Here is a 15,959-nt window from a genome sequence, read left to right as displayed (position 1 = left end):
AACGGTTCCAGCTTCGGGCCCCGACGAGGAACTGACGCACCAGCAGCAGAAGTCACACAACTACTAACGATCAACTACTGGCGCAGGACACTAGCTCGCGGTCGCTGAACTCCACGTTGAGAGCTGGCATGCCCTCACGGTACCGCGGGGTACTTACTCGTAGATATCGCCAGGTCAAAGGCGATGCAGAGCGGTACCGGCCGGCCCGGGAGGCGCCCGTCACACCTGGTCCGTCACCAGGACGGCCTTCCCGGTGATCTCCCGGCTTTCGAGCGCGGCATGCACGTCGGCCGCCTTCATCAGCGGGTGTACGGAGCCGATCCGCGGCGCGATCTCACCGCGCGCCGCCATCTCCAGCACGCGCTCCAGACCCGCCCGGTACCAGGCATGATCGCCCTTGATCTCGGCCGGGACCATGCTCAGCGCGGTGCGCCGGCCCGGCCGCAGATTCATCAGCTTCACACGTGCCGCACCGCGCACGGTGTCGCCGACCATGTGTCCCGGGCGGCCCGAGAAGGCGTAGCTGACCAGTACTCCCCCGGGCGACAGAACGCGGTACGCCTTGCCCAGCCCGGCCCCGCCGATGTGGTCGAACACCCCCTGGACACCGTCCGGTTCGCGCTCGCGCAGGACGGCCCCGAAGTCCTGCCGACGATAGTCGATGAAGGTCACGCCATGCTGTGCGAGCAGGTCCTCGGCACCGGGCGCCGAGGCGGTGCCGTACATCCGAAGTCCGCGCAGTGCACCGAGTCGGCTGAGTGCTTGCCCCACTCCCCCGCTCGCGCCCTGGATGAGCACCGTGCCCCCGGCCGCGACACGGCCGTGAGTCTCCAAGACGCTCAGTGCCGTCAGGTGGTCGAGCGGGATCGTGGCGGCCCGGAGCGGGTCGAGGCCGGCGGGCAGTGGGACGAGCTGCCACAGCGGCAGGGAGATGTACTCGGTGTACGCGGCCATCTTCGTCAGGCAGACGGCGACGCGCGCACCCTCCTGGAGCCAGGCCGGCGGGGTTCCGTCGGGGGTGAAGTCCACGATCTCGCCGACGAGTTCGTAGCCGGGTGTGAAGGGCGCCTTGCGCTGCAGCAGATAGTCGCCCGAGCGTGCCATCAGGTCGGTGAAGCCCACTCCGGAGGCCAGCACCTTCACTCGGGCATACCCCGGTGGCGGCTCCGCCAAGGTGGCTTCGACGGGCCGCATGGTCTCAGCACCGCCGAACCGCTCCACGACGATCTTTCGGTACGCGATCTCGCTCATGAACCTCACCACTTCCTGTGTCGTGTCATTAAGTTACACGACACATATCTGTCCGGCCAGACCACGCGAAGACGATCGAGCGGATAGGTGTCGTGTAACGTAGTTCTGTCGTCTATTGATCCCGGGAGTGCCGCACGATGGAGCCGGCCGAAGAAGTCCGCTTCCTCATCCTGGCCGCGCAGCGTGAGGGAAATCGCCAACTCGCCCAAGGTCTACGCCCCTTGGGCGTGACGCCCGCACAGGCCGAGGTGCTGCGGCTCCTCTCGGAGCGCCAACCGCTCAGCATGTCCGGACTCGGGGCCCTGCTGGTGTGCGAGAGCGGCGGCAATCCCAGCCGCCTGGTGGACCGTCTGGTGACCGCAGGACTCGTACGCCGCGAGGAAGGCAGCCACGACCGGCGTCATGTGGAGCTGACGCTGACCCCCGCGGGCCATGAGACGGCCCGCGCGGTGGCCTCGGTCGAGGTCGAACTGCATGCTCACATCGGGGCCGCGGCAGAGGGTCACGACGTCGACGCGGTGCTTGCGTTCCTGCGCGCCTTGGTGGCGGGCCAGAGCGCGGGCGAGGCGGTGGCCCTGCGCGCGGGGCGCGCCGCAGCGCCGACCGAAGCGCCGTAGCGGGCGCTGCGCCGCGCCCCGGCTCAGCGCGGCTGGGCGCGCGCCGTCTCCGTCAGGGGCAGCCAGTGCGCCGACGCGGCGAGCGGCACGCAGACCCAGTCCTTCATCGGGCGACCGCCCATGGGGTCGAAGAGGTGCGCCCCGGCGAGGGCGAGGGCCTCGGCGTGTTCGGGGGTGTCGCGGTACAGACGGACGACCAGTTCACCCTCGTGGAGGCTGACGAACGCCTTGCCGTTCGGGTCCTTGAGGCAGGGCATCCCGAACATCTTGGAGAGCTTCGCCCCGCGTGGTGCGAGGTCCTCCGCGAGACGCGCGAACAGTTGGTCCGCGTCCGCCATCAGGAGACCTTCCGTCCGGTGAGGGCGAGCAGCCGCTCCAGCGGGGTGGCGTCGACGGCGGGATCGACCTCCGGCCCGAAGGCTCCCTTGGCGCGGGCGCCCTCGGCGATCTGTCCGGCCACGGCCGTCGCGGTGGCGACCACGTCGTCGTCGGCCCTGAACGACTGACCGGTGGCGGTGGCCAGGTCCCAGCCGTGCACGGTCAGCTCCATGATGGTGATCATCCCGGCGAAGGGCACGGGGTAGGTGCTCGACGCGAAGGGCGTTTCACCTTCCCAGGCTCCGGGCTCGGCCCAGGCGGCGGCGAGCCGGTCGACGAGCGGCGGGAAGGCCACCCAGGGCGCCTCGGTCAGTGTCATCGGGGCGTCGGCGGGCAGCGACTCCTTCGCGGCGGCGTATCCGCCCATGACGAGCACGCCGAGCAGGTGCTCGCTGAGCTGGTGGACGTCGAAGTCGGCGCAAGGCGTGGGGAGTTCACGCTTGCCGGTGAGGGCGGGCTGCTCGGTGTACGCCTGCAGGTTGCGGGCGGCGCGGGCCAGCCGGGCGGCGAGTTGTACGGGAGTGGCGTTCATCGGGGGTGCTCCTTTTCGGAAGGGCTCGGACCGTCTCGGAAGGACGGAAAGGGACGGCTCACAAAGACGGACTCGGCTCAGCCGAAAAAGGGATCGGCCTTGCCCGTCTCCGCGTACGACTTGAGCGCCGTGAACTTGGTGGCCCAGCCGTAGGTGAAGTTGCGATAGGCGTCGTCCTGGGCCGGGAATCCGGCGTGCTTGAAGCGCAGCAGGACCCCGCCCTCCGGGACGTCGAGGATCTCGTAGGTCTGAGTGGTGCCGGCCCACGGGCCGTTCTCCCCCGCCAGCACCAGGCGCCGGTCGCCGGACTCGGTGATCCGCAGCCGCCAGGACTCCGGCACACCGGGGAAGCTCAGCGCGTGCTCAGCGCCGACGCCCTCCCCTATCTCGGCGTCCGCCGTGAACCAGCCACGTACGCCGGCCTCGGTGGTGATGGCTGCGCGAACGGTGTCCGCCTCGGCCTCGATGGTCAGCTGCATAGCGATGTCGGGCATCGGGTGTCCTCTCGGGATCATCAGTTCTGTCGCGAGTGTCCGGTATTGCCCCGAAGCTCGTTCTTTAGCCGACACTAAAATAAGAACCGGGGCAGCGCAAGTTAAAGCCGTGACTAAAATAAGCAGCGTGGATCAGGTGAAGGCGATCAGTGAGCCGCGGCGGCGGGCCATTCTGCAGCTCGTGTGGCACGAGGAGCTGTCGGCCGGAGAGATCGCCGAGCGCTTCGACGTCACCTTCGGCGCGGTCTCCCAGCATCTGAAGGTGCTCCGCGAGGCGGGCCTGGTCGTCGTCCGAAAAGACGGGACCAAGCGGTACTACCGCGCGGACCGTGCTGGGATGGGACCGCTGGCCGCCTACCTGGAGTCCATGTGGGGCGACTCCCTGGACGCCCTGGCCGCGCTCGCCGAACAGGCCGAGCGGGAGGAGGAGCAGAAGTGACCATCACCCCCGACGGCTCCGTCGTCGTACAGCGGCATATCAAGGCCCGCCCGGAGACCGTGTTCTCCTTCTTCACCGACACCGAGCGATGGCTGTCCTGGCAGGGCGCCGAGGGGGTGTTCGATCCGACGCCCGGCAGCGCGTACCGGATGCGGGTCGTCGGTGACGCCACCGCCTCCGGACGCTTCGAGGAGGTCGAGCCGTACACTCGGATCGTCTTCACCTGGGGCTGGGAGAACGAGGGCGACCCGGTGCCGCCCGGCAGCAGCCGGGTCGAGGTCACCTTCGCCCCCGAGCCGGACGGCACCCTGCTCACGCTCACCCACTCCGGTCTGCCCGAGCCGGCCCGCGAGCCGCACCAGGAGGGCTGGGACCACTACCTCGACCGGCTCGCCGTACGGGCGCCCGGTGGCGACCCCGGCCCGGACAGCTGGATGGAGCCGAAGCCCGCCTGAGCACCCGCGCACCGGGGCCGCCGACCGTCCGGTCAGGTCCCCCACAGCCCGCGCCTGCGGTAACCCGCCTCCCAGAACAGGCGGTTGAGGACGCGAACGGGCGGGGGCAGCGCACCGAGGAACGCGGCGCGGTCGGCGGGCGGGATGCCGTCGACGATCCACGGTACGAAGACGGCGGCCCCGCGCATGCCCTGCGTCTCGCGCATACGTCCGGTGAAGGCGCCCCAGTCCGCGGGCGTCAGCACCTCCTGGATGAGCGGCAGGGCGCTCGCCTCCTCGTGCGCGAGGTGGTCGTCGAGGGTCGTGGCCAACGCGTGGACCACTTCGGCGAGTTCGGCCGACCGGTTCCTGAGGGCCGCGTCCACGGCGGTGAGCTGCGGGTCGAGGCGGGCGTGCTCCGCCTCCATCTCCGCGAGGAGGGCGATGTCCCGGGGACGGCCCTCGGCTTTGCGCTGCACCCGGGGCCACAGTTCGCTGTCCTCGGCGGTGTGGTGGATGTGCAGCTGGTGCGTGAAGTTGTCCCAGCCGGCGCGGACTTGGGGGGTGAAGGCGGTGCCGTCGGCGACAGCCTTGCCGAGGCGGTCCAGGTCGCGCCGGAACGCGTCGTGGGCGGCGTACATGACGGTGAGGTCGATGCTCATGAGGTGGCTTCCTCCAGTTCGGGCTCGTACACGGGCAGTGCGTGCGGGTTGGCGGAGTGGCCGCGGTGTCGGCGCAGGGCGAAGCAGGCGAGCGCGCCGGTCAGCACGGCGAAGGCGGAGCCGAGGATCGCGGGCCCCATCGCGTCCACGAAGCCGCGGCCGAAGACCTGGCCGCCGAGCTCCCGCGTGCGGTCGACGACGTCGTGCGGCAGTCCGGACGCGGCACCGGCCGACTGCCGGGCGTTCACGTCGGACGCGGCCTTGGAGAAGGCGGCGACGAAGCCGTCACGGTGGGCGGCAGGCACTGTCCGGCGCGCTGCCGCGCCTGATCGCGGAGCGCGTTCGCGAGCTGGGCCTGGAGCACGGCGCCGATGACGGCGCCCGCGAGCACCGAACCGACCTGCCGCAGCGCGTTGTTGACGCCCGAGGCGGCACCTGACAGACGGGCCGCTGCGTTGCGCCTGACCTCCGTGGCCATGGGGGCGAAGGTGCAGCCGGCGCCCAGTCCGGCCAGGAAGAGCGGGAAGGCGACCGCCGTCCGGCCCGAACCGACATCGACCGCGGCCACGATCCAGATCAGCGTGACCACCCGGGCGAGCAGGCCGGTCGCGACTGCGCCCCACACTCCCATCGCGGCGCACCGCCGGTCGGCCGGGGACACCTCGGCGGTGATCGGCAGGGTGTGCGGCATGAGCAGCGCCGCCCCGAGACCCTGCCCCGCATGGGTTGCCGTGCCATGTCTTGAACACGATGTGTGTCTCCTTGTGCCGAAACATCGGACTCGCGTTCAAGAGGGCGGCCGCGACGGCCGGTGTGACGCGTGAGCAGCCGCCTGAGACGTACATCACATTTCGCCGTCCGATGTCACATTCGCGCCCCCTTTTCCCCTCGCAGTAGTGAGCGCAACAAGGGAGGCAAGGCATGTCCGAAAGCCCCGAGGCGGGCATCGACGGCGCGACGCGGGTCTTCGTCGACCACCGCGAGCTGCTGTTCGCGATCGTCTACAACATGCTCGGCAGCGTCGCCGACACCGACGACGTGCTCCAGGAGACCTGGCTGTCCTGGCAGGGCCGCGCCGACCGCTCTCCGCTCGAAGGAATCACCAACCCGCGCGCCTACCTCGTCCGGATTGCCGTGAACCACGCGCTGGCACGCCGCGCTGCCATCACCCGCCGCCGCGAGACCTACGTCGGTCCCTGGCTGCCGGAGCCCCTGCTCGACGAGCCCTCCCCCGCCGACTCCGCCGACGACCGGACCCTGCGGGCCGAGTCGGTGTCGCTGGCGATGCTCGTGGTCCTGGAGTCGCTGACCCCGCTGGAGCGGGCGGTGTTCGTCCTCAACGAGGTGTTCGGCTACCCGCACACCGAGATCGCGGAGGTCATCGACCGCAGCCCCGCCGCGGTGCGCCAGCTCGCGCACCGCGCCCGGGAGCACGTGCACGCCCGCCGTCCGCTGTACCGGGCTCATCCCCGGGTACGCCGGCAGGCGACCGAACGCTTCGTGGAGGCCGCGCTCGGCGGTGACATCGCCGCACTGATGGAGATCCTCGCGCCGGACGTGACGGTGTGGACGGACGGCGGCGGCAAGGCACGCCCGGCCGGGCTGCGCCCCGTGCACGGCCGGGACAAGGCGGCACGCCTGTTCGCCGGCTATGCCACGCGCCGCGCGACGCACCTCGACATCCGCTACCGCCGCGTCAACGGCGACGACTCCGCGGTGATCTTCGAGGGCGAGTCCCCGTACGCCGTCATGGTCATGGACCTCACCCCGGACGGCGAGCAGGTCTCCGACGTCTACATCGTCACCAATCCCGAGAAGCTCACGCACCTACGAAGGGACGAAGACGCCGAGGAGCCGGAAGGAGAGCACGCGTGACGACCATCGAAGGGCCCGCCTCGCGCCCGACCGCGAAAGCGTCCGCGGGCGAGCCCATATCCGAGAAGGCGCCCGCGGGCGACGGCCGGGCCGCGAAGGCGTCCTCCGGCGAGCGCGTGGCCGACTGGTTCGACGGCCGTCTCGGCGTCTACTCGCTCGGCAAGCAGTACCTGCGCAAGGTCTTCCCGGACCACTGGTCCTTCCTGCTCGGCGAGATCTGTCTCTACAGCTTCGTCGTTCTCGTCCTCACCGGCGTCTACCTCACGCTGTTCTTCCATCCGTCGATGAACGAGGTGGTCTACCACGGCAGTTATGTCCCGCTGAACGGCATCCGGATGTCGGAGGCGTACGCCTCGACCCTGGACATCAGCTTCGATGTGCGCGGCGGACTGCTGATCCGGCAGATCCACCACTGGGCCGCGCTGATCTTCCTCGGCGCGATGCTGACGCACATGATGCGGCACTTCTTCACCGGCTCGTTCCGCAGGCCCCGCGAGGTGAACTGGCTGTTCGGCTGGACGCTGCTGCTGCTCGGTATGTTCGAGGGCCTGTTCGGCTACTCGCTGCCGGACGATCTGCTGTCGGGCACCGGACTGCGGTTCGTGGACGGGGCCCTCCTGTCGATGCCGATCGTCGGCACCTATCTGTCGTTCTTCCTCTTCGGCGGGGAGTTCCCCGGTCATGACATCGTGGCCCGCTTCTACTCGCTGCACGTCCTGCTGATCCCGGGCATCATGGCGGCCCTCGTCGTCGCCCATCTGATCCTGGTCGTGTACCACAAGCACACGCAGTTCGGCGGTCCGGGAAAGACCGAACGCAACGTCGTGGGCACCCCGTTCATGCCGGTCTACCTGGCGAAGGCAGGTGGCTTCTTCTTCCTGGTGTTCGGTGTCATCGCACTGATCTCGGCGATCGCGACCATCAACCCGGTCTGGGCGTACGGCCCCTACCGTGCCGATCAGGTGTCGACGGGAGCCCAGCCGGACTGGTACCTGGGCTTCGCGGAGGGGCTGGTCCGGGTCATGCCGGGCTGGGAGATCACCGTGGCGGGGCACACGCTCGTGCTCGGCGTGCTCATCCCCGTCGTCGTCTTCCCGCTGCTCCTGGTCCTCATCGGCGTCTACCCGTTCGTCGAGTCCTGGATCACGGGCGACCGGGGCGAGCACCATCTGCTGGACCGCCCGCGCAACCGGCCGATCCGTACGTCGCTCGGGACGGCGTGGATCAGCCTCTATCTGATCCTGCTCGCGGGCGGCGGCAACGACATCGTGGCGACACGCTTCCATCTGTCGATCAACACGGTGACCTGGACGGTGCGGATCGCCCTGATCGTGGTACCGGTCGTCGTCTTCGTCGTGACCCGCCGGATCTGCCTGGGACTGCAGCAGCGGGACCGCGAGCTGGTCGCACACGGCCGTGCGACAGGCGCTGTCAAGCGCCTGCCGCACGGCGAGTACGTCGAGGTGCACCGCCCGCTCAGCCGTGCCGAACTGCACACCCTGACCGAGCACACCCGACGGCTGCCGTCAGCCGACCGGGACCTCCAGGCGGCTGATCCGCAGGCCGCCGTCGACGGCCCCCGGGTGCCCGCCGGCCATGAGGAGACGGAGCCGTGAACCGCGTACCGCGTCGAAGGTGATCACCGTCGGCGTGTCGGACGCGGTGGCCCAGTCGACGGCCGCGCCCTTCACCGGCACATACGCGCTGCCGTCCCAGACCGAGACCGCGACCGACGCGGGCAGGGCGTGCGTCCCGTCGACGGTGAAGGAGACCTCGACGCGGTCGACGGTGCGGGGGCGCGCCCAGGTGACCGAGACCCAGTCCTCGGGACGGGCTTGGTTGAAGGCAGGCAGCAGGGCCGTCGCCGACTTGAAGAAGGCGTTGGACCAGCCGGTGGCCGCGTCGCCGTCAAGCATGGCGGCGGGGAGGGTGTCGGTTCGGCCGGAGTAACTGGCGTCCGCGTACGGGTAGTTCGGGGCCGCGGGGTAGTCCGGCTTGAACGCCGTTGCCGGAGTGGTCGCCTTCGACTCGGCAGGGGTGGTGCACACGGTCGTGGCGGCCGTACGCAGCCCTTCCGCGCGGGCGGTCACTTTCAGGGTGCCCGCCTTCGTCCCGGACCGGACTATCGCGAGCGCCTTGCCGTGGAAGGCGGTTCGAGTGCTGGCCTGGTAGCGCTCGGCGCTCTCCTCCCGGCCGTTGTCGAGACCGGCCGGCGAGCCGCCCGCCACGTCGAACGTGATCAGGTTCTCGGCATCGGGCACCACGACACCGTGGGCGTCGACCACCTCCGCGGTCACGAACAGCAGTGAACGCCCGTCCGCCGCCAGCGTCTTGCGGTCCGGCCTGAGACGGATCGCACGGGCCGTCCCGGCGGTGCGCAGGACGTCCGTCGCCACCGTCTTGCCGTCACGGCGGGCGACGGCCTTCAACTCGCCGGGTTCGTACGGCACTTTCCAGCCGAGGTGCAGCTTGCCCGCGCTGCCGTTCGGGCTGGTGTAACTCCCGGGATAGGGACCGTCGGTGAAGGTCTTGTCGTCGCCGGTCGCCTCCGTGGTCTCCAGGTACGGGCGCCCGTCGGTGGTCTTCTTGGTGTCGAACTTCCTGGTGCCGAGGGACTTTCCGTTGACGAACAGCTCGACGGTGTCGACGTTCGCGTAGGCCCAGACCTCGACCGTGTCGCCCGCCTCGTGGTTCCAGGTCATGGGCAGCAGATGGACCATGGGCTCGCCCGTCCACTGGCTCTTGAACAGGTGGTACATGTCCTTGGGGAAGCCGGCCGTGTCGACCGCGCCGAAGAAGGACGCCTTCACCGGGAAGACGTCGTACGGCGTGGGCTCCCCGATGTAGTCGATGCCCGACCAGAGGAACTGCCCGGCGAACCACTTGCGGTCCCGGTCCTTCTTGTGCCCGTACTCGCCGCTCATCGTCCAGGAGGCGAGGTTGTTGTCGTACGAGGAGGTCGCGCGCCTGCCGGGGGTGTGATTCTCGCCCGTGTTGAGGTGCTCCGGTTCCTGGTACGCCCCGCGGGTCGAGGTCTCGGACGACGACTCCGACTCGAAGAGGAACAGGTGCGGATAGGCGGCGTGCAGAGCGTCCACCGACTTGGCGGTGTTGTAGTTGAGGCCGAGCCCGTCCAGTTTGGCGAGCATGAGGTCCGCCGCGGAGCCCTTCATGGGGACACGGCGGTACTTGTCCGAGCCGATGACCAGCGGTCGGGTGTCGTCCGCGGCCTTGATGGCGCCGATGATCCGGTCGGCCATGGCGAGCCCGGCGGTGGACGTGGAGTCGGGGACCTCGTTGCCTATGGACCACAGGACCACGGCAGGCGAGTTGCGGGCCGCGAGGACCATCTCGGTGGTGTCCTTCTCGCACCACTCGTCGAAGAACCGGCCGTAGTCGTAGGTCGTCTTGCCGGTCCGCCAGCAGTCGAACGCCTCCACCATCATCACGATGCCCAGCTCCTCGCAGACCTGGATCATCTGCGGCGAGGGCGGATTGTGGGAGGTCCGGAAGGCGTTGACGCCCATCGACTTCATGATGGTCATCTGCCGGCGCACGGCGTCGACGCTGATCGCCGCCCCGAGCGCGCCCTGGTCGTGGTGCAGGTCGACGCCCTTGATCTTGGCGTGGGCGCCGTTGAGGTGGAAGCCCTCGTCCGGGTCGAAGCGGAACTGCCGGATGCCGAAGGGGGTGCGGTAGGTGTCGGCCGTCTCGCCGCCGATCCGCAGTTCCGTCTCCACGGTGTAGCGGTGGTCCGGGGTCGCGAAGTCCCACAACTTCGGCTTTTCGACCGCGAGTTCGTGCGTCTCGTCCGTCCGGTCGCCGACCGTGACCGTGGTGGCCGTACGGGCAGCCGTACGGCCGTCGGGGTCGACGATCCGTGAGATCACCTCGACGTCGGCAGACGCACCGGCTTCGTTGACGACGGTCGTGCGCACCCGTACCAGTGCCCGCTCCGCGGTGATGTCCGGCGTCGTGACGTACGTGCCCCACCGCTGGACGTGCACCGGCTCGGTGACCACCAGGCGGGCGTCGCGGTAGATGCCGCTGCCCGAGTACCAGCGGCTGCTGGGGAGCTGGTTCTGGACCTTGACGGCGATGACGTTGGCCGTGGCACCGTCCGTGTGCAGCAGGTCGGTGAGGTCGAAGGCGAATCCCGTGTAACCGTAGGGGTGGCGGCCGACCTCCTTGCCGTTGCAGTACACATGGGCGTCCATGTAGACACCGTCGAACTCCACGGAGATCCGTTTGCCGGCCAGGGCGGGCGGCAGCGTGAAGGCGGTGCGGTACCAGCCGAGGCCGCCGGGGAAGAAGCCGGTGCCGCTGGTGGTGCCGTGCTCCGTGGTGGGTGTCTGCTCAATGCTCCAGTCGTGGGGTACGGCCACCTGGCGCCACGCCGAGTCGTCGTAGCCGGGCTGCGCGGCGCCCTCGTATGCGCCCGTGGGGTCGGTGATGCCGCCCGGGTCGACCAGCGCGAAGCGCCAGCCGTCGCGCAGCTCGACCGTGCGGCGCCCTCCGGATCGCCCGGAGGGCGCCGCCCAGGCGTCGGCGGCGCCGGAGAGTGCGCCGGCCGCGGGTACGACCGTTCCGGCGATCAATACCGATCTTCGAGTGACCGTCATGGCAGCTCTCCCTCATCAGGGCCCATAAGTCATCACAACTGATCGTGAACAAACAGATTCTGACGGGGTGACACACGCGGCCGTCAAGGGTCCGGCAGTCACTTCCGGCACGCACCTCGCTTCGGCCGGAAATCCACCTTGCGGATGTGCCGCGTCGGCGGTCCTGGTTCCGGGGTGCGGAGGGCTTCCAGCCACTAGGCTGGAAGCCGAGTGACGCGCTTGTTCACTGTGAGTGTGCGCAATGGAGTGGCGACGATGAGCCCGGTCCACCCCCTCGACGATGCCGCCACGGCACGGGCGGTCATCGACGAGAACGGCACCCTGGTCCTCTGGAACGAGGGGGCCCGCCGACTGCTGGGGTACGCGCCGGAGGAGGTCGAGGGCCGCCCCGCCGCGGATCTGCTGGACTGCGCGGACGGCACCACCCCTTCCGAACCCACTGGCACCCGCTGGAGCGGCACCCTCCCACTGCGTCACCGCGACGGACACACCCTCCCCGTGTGGCTGCTCGCGCATCGCAGCGGAACGAAGGGCGAATGGCTCTTGGTCACCCCGCTGCACGGCGAGGACCAGCGCGCCTACGACGACCCGCTGATCCGGGCCGTGCTCACGCAGTCGCCGTGCGCCATGGCGATCTACGACGAGCGGCTGCGTCTGTACGGGCTGAACGAGGCGATGGCCGAGGTGATCGGCCTCCCGGAGGCGCGCGTCCGAGGCCTCAGGATCTCCGAGATAGGCGGCAAGCCCGAGAGCGAACAGCTCGAAGAAAGCCTGCACGACGTGCTCGTCTCGGGCGAGGGGCGCGACGTGGAGACCTACATGCGCACGGGCGGTGAGAACCGCGCGCACGCCTGGCTGGCCAGGATCGCCCCGCTCACCGACGCCGAAGGACACGTGCGCGGCGTGTGCCTGGCCGCACACGACGTCACCGAGCAGTACCGGGCCCGGGAGCGGCTGCAGCTGGTCAACGAGGCCAGCGTGCGCATCGGCAGCACCCTCGACGTCACCCGAACGGCCCAGGAGCTCGCCGACGTCTGTGTGCCGGCTCTCGCCGACTTCGTCAGCGTCGACCTGCTCGATCCGCCGGAACACGGGGGCGAGCCGCACGCCGAGCCGCCGAGCGCCCCGATCACGCTGCGCCGCGTCGCCCATCGATCGGTGAACCCGGGCTCTCCCGAGGCGGTCGTCACGCTCGGCGCGGTCGACGTCTACCCCTCCGCCTCACCCCAGGCCGACTCCCTGATCGCCGGCCGGACGATCGTGGCACCGGACACCACCACCACGCTGGAGCAGTGGCTGGCCTGGGACGAACGCCGGTGGGAGCGCATTGCGAAGTGCGGCATCCACACCACCATGTCGGTGCCCATCCAGGCCCGGGGCCAGACCCTGGGCGTCGCGGTGCTCACCCGGTTCCGGCAGCCCGGCCCCTTCACCTCCGACGACGTCCTGCTCGCCGAGGAGATCACGGCCAGGGCCGCCGTCTGCATCGACAACGCCCGGCGCTTCTCCCGTGAGCGTGAGACCGCGTTGGCCCTGCAGCGCAGCCTGCTCCCCCAGTCACTGCCCAGGACGGCGGCGCTGGAGGCGGCCTCGCGCTACCTCCCCGCGGCGCGCGCCGGGGTGGGCGGCGACTGGTTCGACGTGATCCCGCTGTCCGGGATGCGGGTCGCGATGGTCGTCGGCGACGTCGTCGGCCACGGTATCCAGGCCTCGGCGACCATGGGGCGGCTGCGCACCGCCGTCCGCACACTCGCCGACATCGACCTGGCGCCGGACGAGCTGCTCACCCACCTGGACGACCTCGTCGTGCGACTGTCCGAGGATGCCGGGATCGAAGGCGCCACCGGTGAGGTCGGCGCCACGTGCCTGTACGCGGTGTACGACCCGGTCTCCCGGCGCTGCACCCTCGCCGCGGCAGGGCATCCGCCGCCCTTCATCGTCCCTCCGGACGGCCTGCCCCGGCAGGTCGAGCACTCGCCCGGACCGCCGCTGGGCCTGGGCGGACTGCCGTTCGAGTCCGTGGAACTCGAGCTGCGTGAGGGCACGGTACTGGCGCTGTTCACCAACGGGCTGATCGAGAGCCGCGGGCGGGAATCCGACGTCGGCTACCAGTTGCTGTCCCGAGCCCTGGAGCAATCGTCCCACTCCCTGGAATGGGCATGTCACGCGATCCTGCAGGCGCTGCTCCCCGTGGGCGGCGCGCAGGACGACGTGGCTCTGCTGCTCGCCCGTACTCACGGACTGGCCCCCTCCCAGGTGGCGACCTGGGACATTCCCGCCGACCCCGCCCTCGTCGCGCCGATGCGCAAGCAGGCCGTCGAGCAGCTGGACACCTGGGGGCTCAGCGAGGCGACGTTCACGGCCGAACTCGTGGTGAGCGAACTGGTCACCAACGCGATCCGGTACGGCGAGCCGCCCATACGGCTGCGTCTCATCCAGGACGCCGCCATCCTCATCTGCGAGGTTTCCGACGGCAGCCACACCGCCCCGCATCTGCGCCGGGCGAAGACCTTCGACGAGGGCGGCCGCGGACTGCTCCTGGTCGCCCAGCTCACCCAGCGCTGGGGCAGTCGGCACACCGCAGAGGGCAAGACCATCTGGGCGGAGATCTCACTGATCGGCGAGGACTGACGACCTCGTCGTGGCGGCCGGCCCGGCGTCTGCTGTGATGGACGGGCGCCACGATCACCTCCCGGAGGGCCGAACCCTGAACACCTTGCTCGTCCAAGGCCTCTCCGGCGCTCGGGACATCAGGCTCGTCGAACCCCTCTCCATCCCCCTCAGCACCCCGCTCGCCAAAACCGTCTCGGCCTCCCTCAACACCCCGCTCGCCGAAGCCCTCTCCGTCGTTCTGCTCGTCGCGGTGCTCGTCTGCGCGGTGATCCGCCCCTTCAACTGGCCCGAGGCGGTGGTCGCGGTGCCGGCCGCCGGTCTGGCCGTGGTCACCGGCGCGATCTCCTGGGAACACGTGCGCGCGGAGGCCGGCCATCTGGGTCCGGTGATCGGATTCCTGGCGGCGATCCTGGTACTGGCCCGGTTCTGCGACGACGAGGGGCTCTTCAAGGCGTGCGGAGTGTGGATGGCCCGCTGGGCGGCGGGGCAGCCCGGCCGTCTGCTGACCGCCGTCTTCGCGCTCGCCTCGACGATCACTGCGGTGCTCAGCCTGGACGCGACCATCGTGCTGCTCACACCCGTCGTGTTCGCCACCGCGGCGCGGATGGGCGCCCGCCCCAAACCGCATGTGTACGCCTGCACCCACCTCTCGAACACGGCCTCGCTGCTCCTGCCGGTCTCCAACCTCACCAATCTGCTCGCGTTCACGGCCAGTGGTCTGAGCTTCACCCGGTTCGCCGCGCTGATGGTGCTCCCCTGGTTGGTCGCGATCGGCGCCGAGTACGTGGTCTTCCGCCGCTTCTTCGCCTCGGATCTGGGCGCGCCGGCGCCGGCGCCCAGTGCCGACGAGCCGCCGGAGGTACCGCTGTTCGCGCTGGTCACCGTGGGCTGCACGCTGGCGGGGTTCGTCCTGGCCTCGGCTCTCGGGATCGATCCGGCGTGGTCCGCGGCGGCGGGGGCGCTGGTGCTCGCCACCCGCGCACTCGTCCGGCGCCGCGCCACCGCGCTGACCGTGGTGCGGGCCGCCGCGCCCTCGTTCCTCGCCTTCGTCCTCGCGCTGGGCATCGTCGTACGGGCGGTGGTCGACAACGGACTCGCCGACGCCCTCGACGCCCTGCTCCCCCACGGCAGCAGCCTGCCCGCGCTGCTCGGCATCGCGGCACTCGCCGCCGTGCTGGCCAACCTCATCAACAATCTGCCCGCGGTCCTCGTCCTGCTGCCGCTCGCCGCCGTATCGGGCCCCGGTGCGGTGCTGGCCGTGCTGCTGGGGGTCAACATCGGGCCCAATCTGACCTACGCGGGTTCCCTGGCGACCCTGCTGTGGCGGCGTATCGTGCACCAGCACGAACACGGCGTCGACCTCAAGGAGTTCACCCGGCTCGGTCTGATCGCCGTGCCTGCCGCGCTGGTCCCCGCCGTACTGGCACTGTGGATCTCGCTCCACGTCATCGGAGGCTGATGGGCATGCGGGTGATCGTCTGGCTGGTCGAGGGAACGTGGCCCGCGTGCGTGGACGCCGTACGCGAGCACGCACCGCACGCCGCGGACGTGGTCCTGCTGCACGTCACCGAACCCGGCGTGCCCGGACTCGCGCACGGGGCCTTCGCCGGCCTGCTCGGCCGCGGACACTCCGAGCCCGACCCCGGTGACCGGCTGGAAACCCTCGGCACCACCTCGGCCGCGCAGCTCCTCGACGCGGCGGCCGCACGGCTGGGCCGCCCCAGCACACGCGTCGAGCGAGCCGGGCGCGTCGAGCGGGAAGTGGTCGCCGCCGCCGAGGGCGCCGACCTGCTCGTGCTGGCCCGCGACGGTGACCGCACGCGTCTGGGGCCGCACAGCCTGGGACGGGCCGGACGGTTCGTCGTCGACCACGCGCCCTGCCCGGTGCTGCTGGTCTGGCCCGAAGTGGCACCGGACGTCACGACCATCCCCCCGCCTCCCCCGCGCCCCTAGGGTCTGTCGTCAAATGATCTTGGGTGGTGGATCATGGTCGGGTGATACGTCGTCATGAACTGTCGGATGCCGAGTGGGAGTTCGTCCGC

General features: G+C 70.2%; 16 protein-coding genes. 8 read left to right on the top strand and 8 right to left on the bottom strand.

Annotated features, from left to right (window positions below):
- Positions 1-219 precede the first annotated feature (219 nt).
- The gene (locus tag ACIBK0_RS50685; RefSeq protein ID WP_399096960.1) at positions 220-1,251 is read right to left on the bottom strand and encodes a zinc-binding dehydrogenase; all 1,032 of its coding nucleotides are present in this window, start codon (positions 1,249-1,251) and stop codon (positions 220-222) included.
- 137 nt (positions 1,252-1,388) lie between these two features.
- Between ACIBK0_RS50685 and ACIBK0_RS50680 the strand changes: the two genes are divergently transcribed.
- Positions 1,389-1,868 (top strand): MarR family winged helix-turn-helix transcriptional regulator, encoded by a 480-nt coding sequence (locus ACIBK0_RS50680; RefSeq protein WP_399096957.1) that lies wholly within the window; start codon positions 1,389-1,391, stop codon positions 1,866-1,868.
- A gap of 23 nt (positions 1,869-1,891) precedes the next feature.
- Here the strand turns inward: ACIBK0_RS50680 and ACIBK0_RS50675 are convergent, their stop codons facing one another.
- The 3 genes from ACIBK0_RS50675 to ACIBK0_RS50665 all read right to left on the bottom strand — a co-directional run bounded on the left by ACIBK0_RS50675 (position 1,892) and on the right by ACIBK0_RS50665 (position 3,272).
- On the bottom strand, positions 1,892-2,206 hold the full coding sequence (locus tag ACIBK0_RS50675; RefSeq protein WP_399096954.1) for a hypothetical protein: 315 nt from the start codon (positions 2,204-2,206) through the stop codon (positions 1,892-1,894).
- Positions 2,206-2,778: a TIGR03086 family metal-binding protein gene (locus ACIBK0_RS50670; RefSeq protein WP_399096951.1), complete on the bottom strand. Its 573-nt coding sequence runs from the start codon at positions 2,776-2,778 to the stop codon at positions 2,206-2,208. Before ACIBK0_RS50670 ends, ACIBK0_RS50675 begins: the two co-directional genes overlap by 1 nt.
- A gap of 77 nt (positions 2,779-2,855) precedes the next feature.
- Positions 2,856-3,272, bottom strand: a complete 417-nt coding sequence (locus ACIBK0_RS50665) for an SRPBCC domain-containing protein (protein ID WP_399096948.1) — start codon at positions 3,270-3,272, stop codon at positions 2,856-2,858.
- A 127-nt stretch (positions 3,273-3,399) separates the two neighbouring features.
- Here ACIBK0_RS50665 and ACIBK0_RS50660 point away from each other — a divergent pair, with 127 nt between their 5' ends.
- Positions 3,400-3,711 (top strand): helix-turn-helix transcriptional regulator, encoded by a 312-nt coding sequence (locus ACIBK0_RS50660; protein WP_099919073.1) that lies wholly within the window; start codon positions 3,400-3,402, stop codon positions 3,709-3,711.
- Positions 3,708-4,166, top strand: a complete 459-nt coding sequence (locus ACIBK0_RS50655; RefSeq protein WP_399096944.1) for an SRPBCC family protein — start codon at positions 3,708-3,710, stop codon at positions 4,164-4,166. The genes ACIBK0_RS50660 and ACIBK0_RS50655 overlap by 4 nt, the downstream gene beginning before the upstream one ends.
- Positions 4,167-4,198: 32 nt before the next feature.
- On the opposite strand, the gene ACIBK0_RS50650 is transcribed toward ACIBK0_RS50655, so the two are convergent.
- Genes ACIBK0_RS50650 through ACIBK0_RS50640 form a run of 3 tightly spaced genes read right to left on the bottom strand, consistent with a single transcriptional unit; the run spans position 4,199 to position 5,498 of the window.
- The gene (locus ACIBK0_RS50650; RefSeq protein ID WP_399096941.1) at positions 4,199-4,807 is read right to left on the bottom strand and encodes a hemerythrin domain-containing protein; all 609 of its coding nucleotides are present in this window, start codon (positions 4,805-4,807) and stop codon (positions 4,199-4,201) included.
- A complete protein-coding gene (locus ACIBK0_RS50645) occupies positions 4,804-5,055 on the bottom strand; it encodes a hypothetical protein (RefSeq protein ID WP_399096938.1) in 252 nt (83 codons plus the stop codon). The genes ACIBK0_RS50650 and ACIBK0_RS50645 overlap by 4 nt, the downstream gene beginning before the upstream one ends.
- Complete coding sequence (locus ACIBK0_RS50640) at positions 5,052-5,498, bottom strand: hypothetical protein (protein WP_399096935.1); 447 nt, start codon at positions 5,496-5,498, stop codon at positions 5,052-5,054. The genes ACIBK0_RS50645 and ACIBK0_RS50640 overlap by 4 nt, the downstream gene beginning before the upstream one ends.
- A 230-nt stretch (positions 5,499-5,728) precedes the next feature.
- Between ACIBK0_RS50640 and sigJ the strand changes: the two genes are divergently transcribed.
- Positions 5,729-6,682 (top strand): RNA polymerase sigma factor SigJ, encoded by a 954-nt coding sequence (sigJ, locus tag ACIBK0_RS50635; protein WP_399096932.1) that lies wholly within the window; start codon positions 5,729-5,731, stop codon positions 6,680-6,682.
- 56 nt (positions 6,683-6,738) lie between these two features.
- Positions 6,739-8,298 (top strand): cytochrome bc complex cytochrome b subunit, encoded by a 1,560-nt coding sequence (locus ACIBK0_RS50630; RefSeq protein WP_399096966.1) that lies wholly within the window; start codon positions 6,739-6,741, stop codon positions 8,296-8,298.
- On the opposite strand, the gene ACIBK0_RS50625 is transcribed toward ACIBK0_RS50630, so the two are convergent.
- Entirely contained in the window at positions 8,209-11,304 is a 3,096-nt protein-coding gene (locus ACIBK0_RS50625) for a glycoside hydrolase family 2 TIM barrel-domain containing protein (RefSeq protein ID WP_399096929.1), read from the bottom strand. The genes ACIBK0_RS50630 and ACIBK0_RS50625 overlap by 90 nt on opposite strands.
- 255 nt (positions 11,305-11,559) lie before the next feature.
- On the opposite strand from ACIBK0_RS50625, the gene ACIBK0_RS50620 reads away from it, so the two are divergent.
- The 3 genes from ACIBK0_RS50620 (at position 11,560) to ACIBK0_RS50610 (ending at position 15,870) form a co-directional block, all read left to right on the top strand.
- Positions 11,560-13,935, top strand: a complete 2,376-nt coding sequence (locus ACIBK0_RS50620) for a SpoIIE family protein phosphatase (protein WP_399096926.1) — start codon at positions 11,560-11,562, stop codon at positions 13,933-13,935.
- A gap of 142 nt (positions 13,936-14,077) precedes the next feature.
- A complete protein-coding gene (locus ACIBK0_RS50615; RefSeq protein ID WP_399096963.1) occupies positions 14,078-15,376 on the top strand; it encodes an arsenic transporter in 1,299 nt (432 codons plus the stop codon).
- 5 nt (positions 15,377-15,381) lie between these two features.
- A complete protein-coding gene (locus tag ACIBK0_RS50610; RefSeq protein ID WP_399096923.1) occupies positions 15,382-15,870 on the top strand; it encodes a universal stress protein in 489 nt (162 codons plus the stop codon).
- The last annotated feature ends 89 nt before the right edge of the window (positions 15,871-15,959 follow it).

Source organism: Streptomyces sp. NPDC050564 (assembly GCF_044457265.1).
GTDB lineage: Bacteria > Actinomycetota > Actinomycetes > Streptomycetales > Streptomycetaceae > Streptomyces.
Note: the sequence above shows the minus strand (reverse complement) of the source record. Positions and strands in the feature narration are given on the sequence as shown.

Excerpts from the sequence above, each read along its gene's own strand:
- ACIBK0_RS50675 (WP_399096954.1), bottom strand. The coding sequence starts at position 2,206 with ATGGCGGACGCGGACCAACTGTTCGCGCGTCTCGCGGAGGACCTCGCA.
- sigJ (WP_399096932.1), top strand. The coding sequence starts at position 5,729 with ATGTCCGAAAGCCCCGAGGCGGGCATCGACGGCGCGACGCGGGTCTTC.
- ACIBK0_RS50610 (WP_399096923.1), top strand. The coding sequence starts at position 15,382 with ATGCGGGTGATCGTCTGGCTGGTCGAGGGAACGTGGCCCGCGTGCGTG.
- ACIBK0_RS50680 (WP_399096957.1), top strand. The coding sequence starts at position 1,389 with ATGGAGCCGGCCGAAGAAGTCCGCTTCCTCATCCTGGCCGCGCAGCGT.
- ACIBK0_RS50640 (WP_399096935.1), bottom strand. The coding sequence starts at position 5,498 with ATGCCGCACACCCTGCCGATCACCGCCGAGGTGTCCCCGGCCGACCGG.
- ACIBK0_RS50685 (WP_399096960.1), bottom strand. The coding sequence starts at position 1,251 with ATGAGCGAGATCGCGTACCGAAAGATCGTCGTGGAGCGGTTCGGCGGT.
- ACIBK0_RS50670 (WP_399096951.1), bottom strand. The coding sequence starts at position 2,778 with ATGAACGCCACTCCCGTACAACTCGCCGCCCGGCTGGCCCGCGCCGCC.
- ACIBK0_RS50665 (WP_399096948.1), bottom strand. The coding sequence starts at position 3,272 with ATGCCCGACATCGCTATGCAGCTGACCATCGAGGCCGAGGCGGACACC.
- ACIBK0_RS50650 (WP_399096941.1), bottom strand. The coding sequence starts at position 4,807 with ATGAGCATCGACCTCACCGTCATGTACGCCGCCCACGACGCGTTCCGG.
- ACIBK0_RS50625 (WP_399096929.1), bottom strand. The coding sequence starts at position 11,304 with ATGACGGTCACTCGAAGATCGGTATTGATCGCCGGAACGGTCGTACCC.
- ACIBK0_RS50620 (WP_399096926.1), top strand. The coding sequence starts at position 11,560 with ATGAGCCCGGTCCACCCCCTCGACGATGCCGCCACGGCACGGGCGGTC.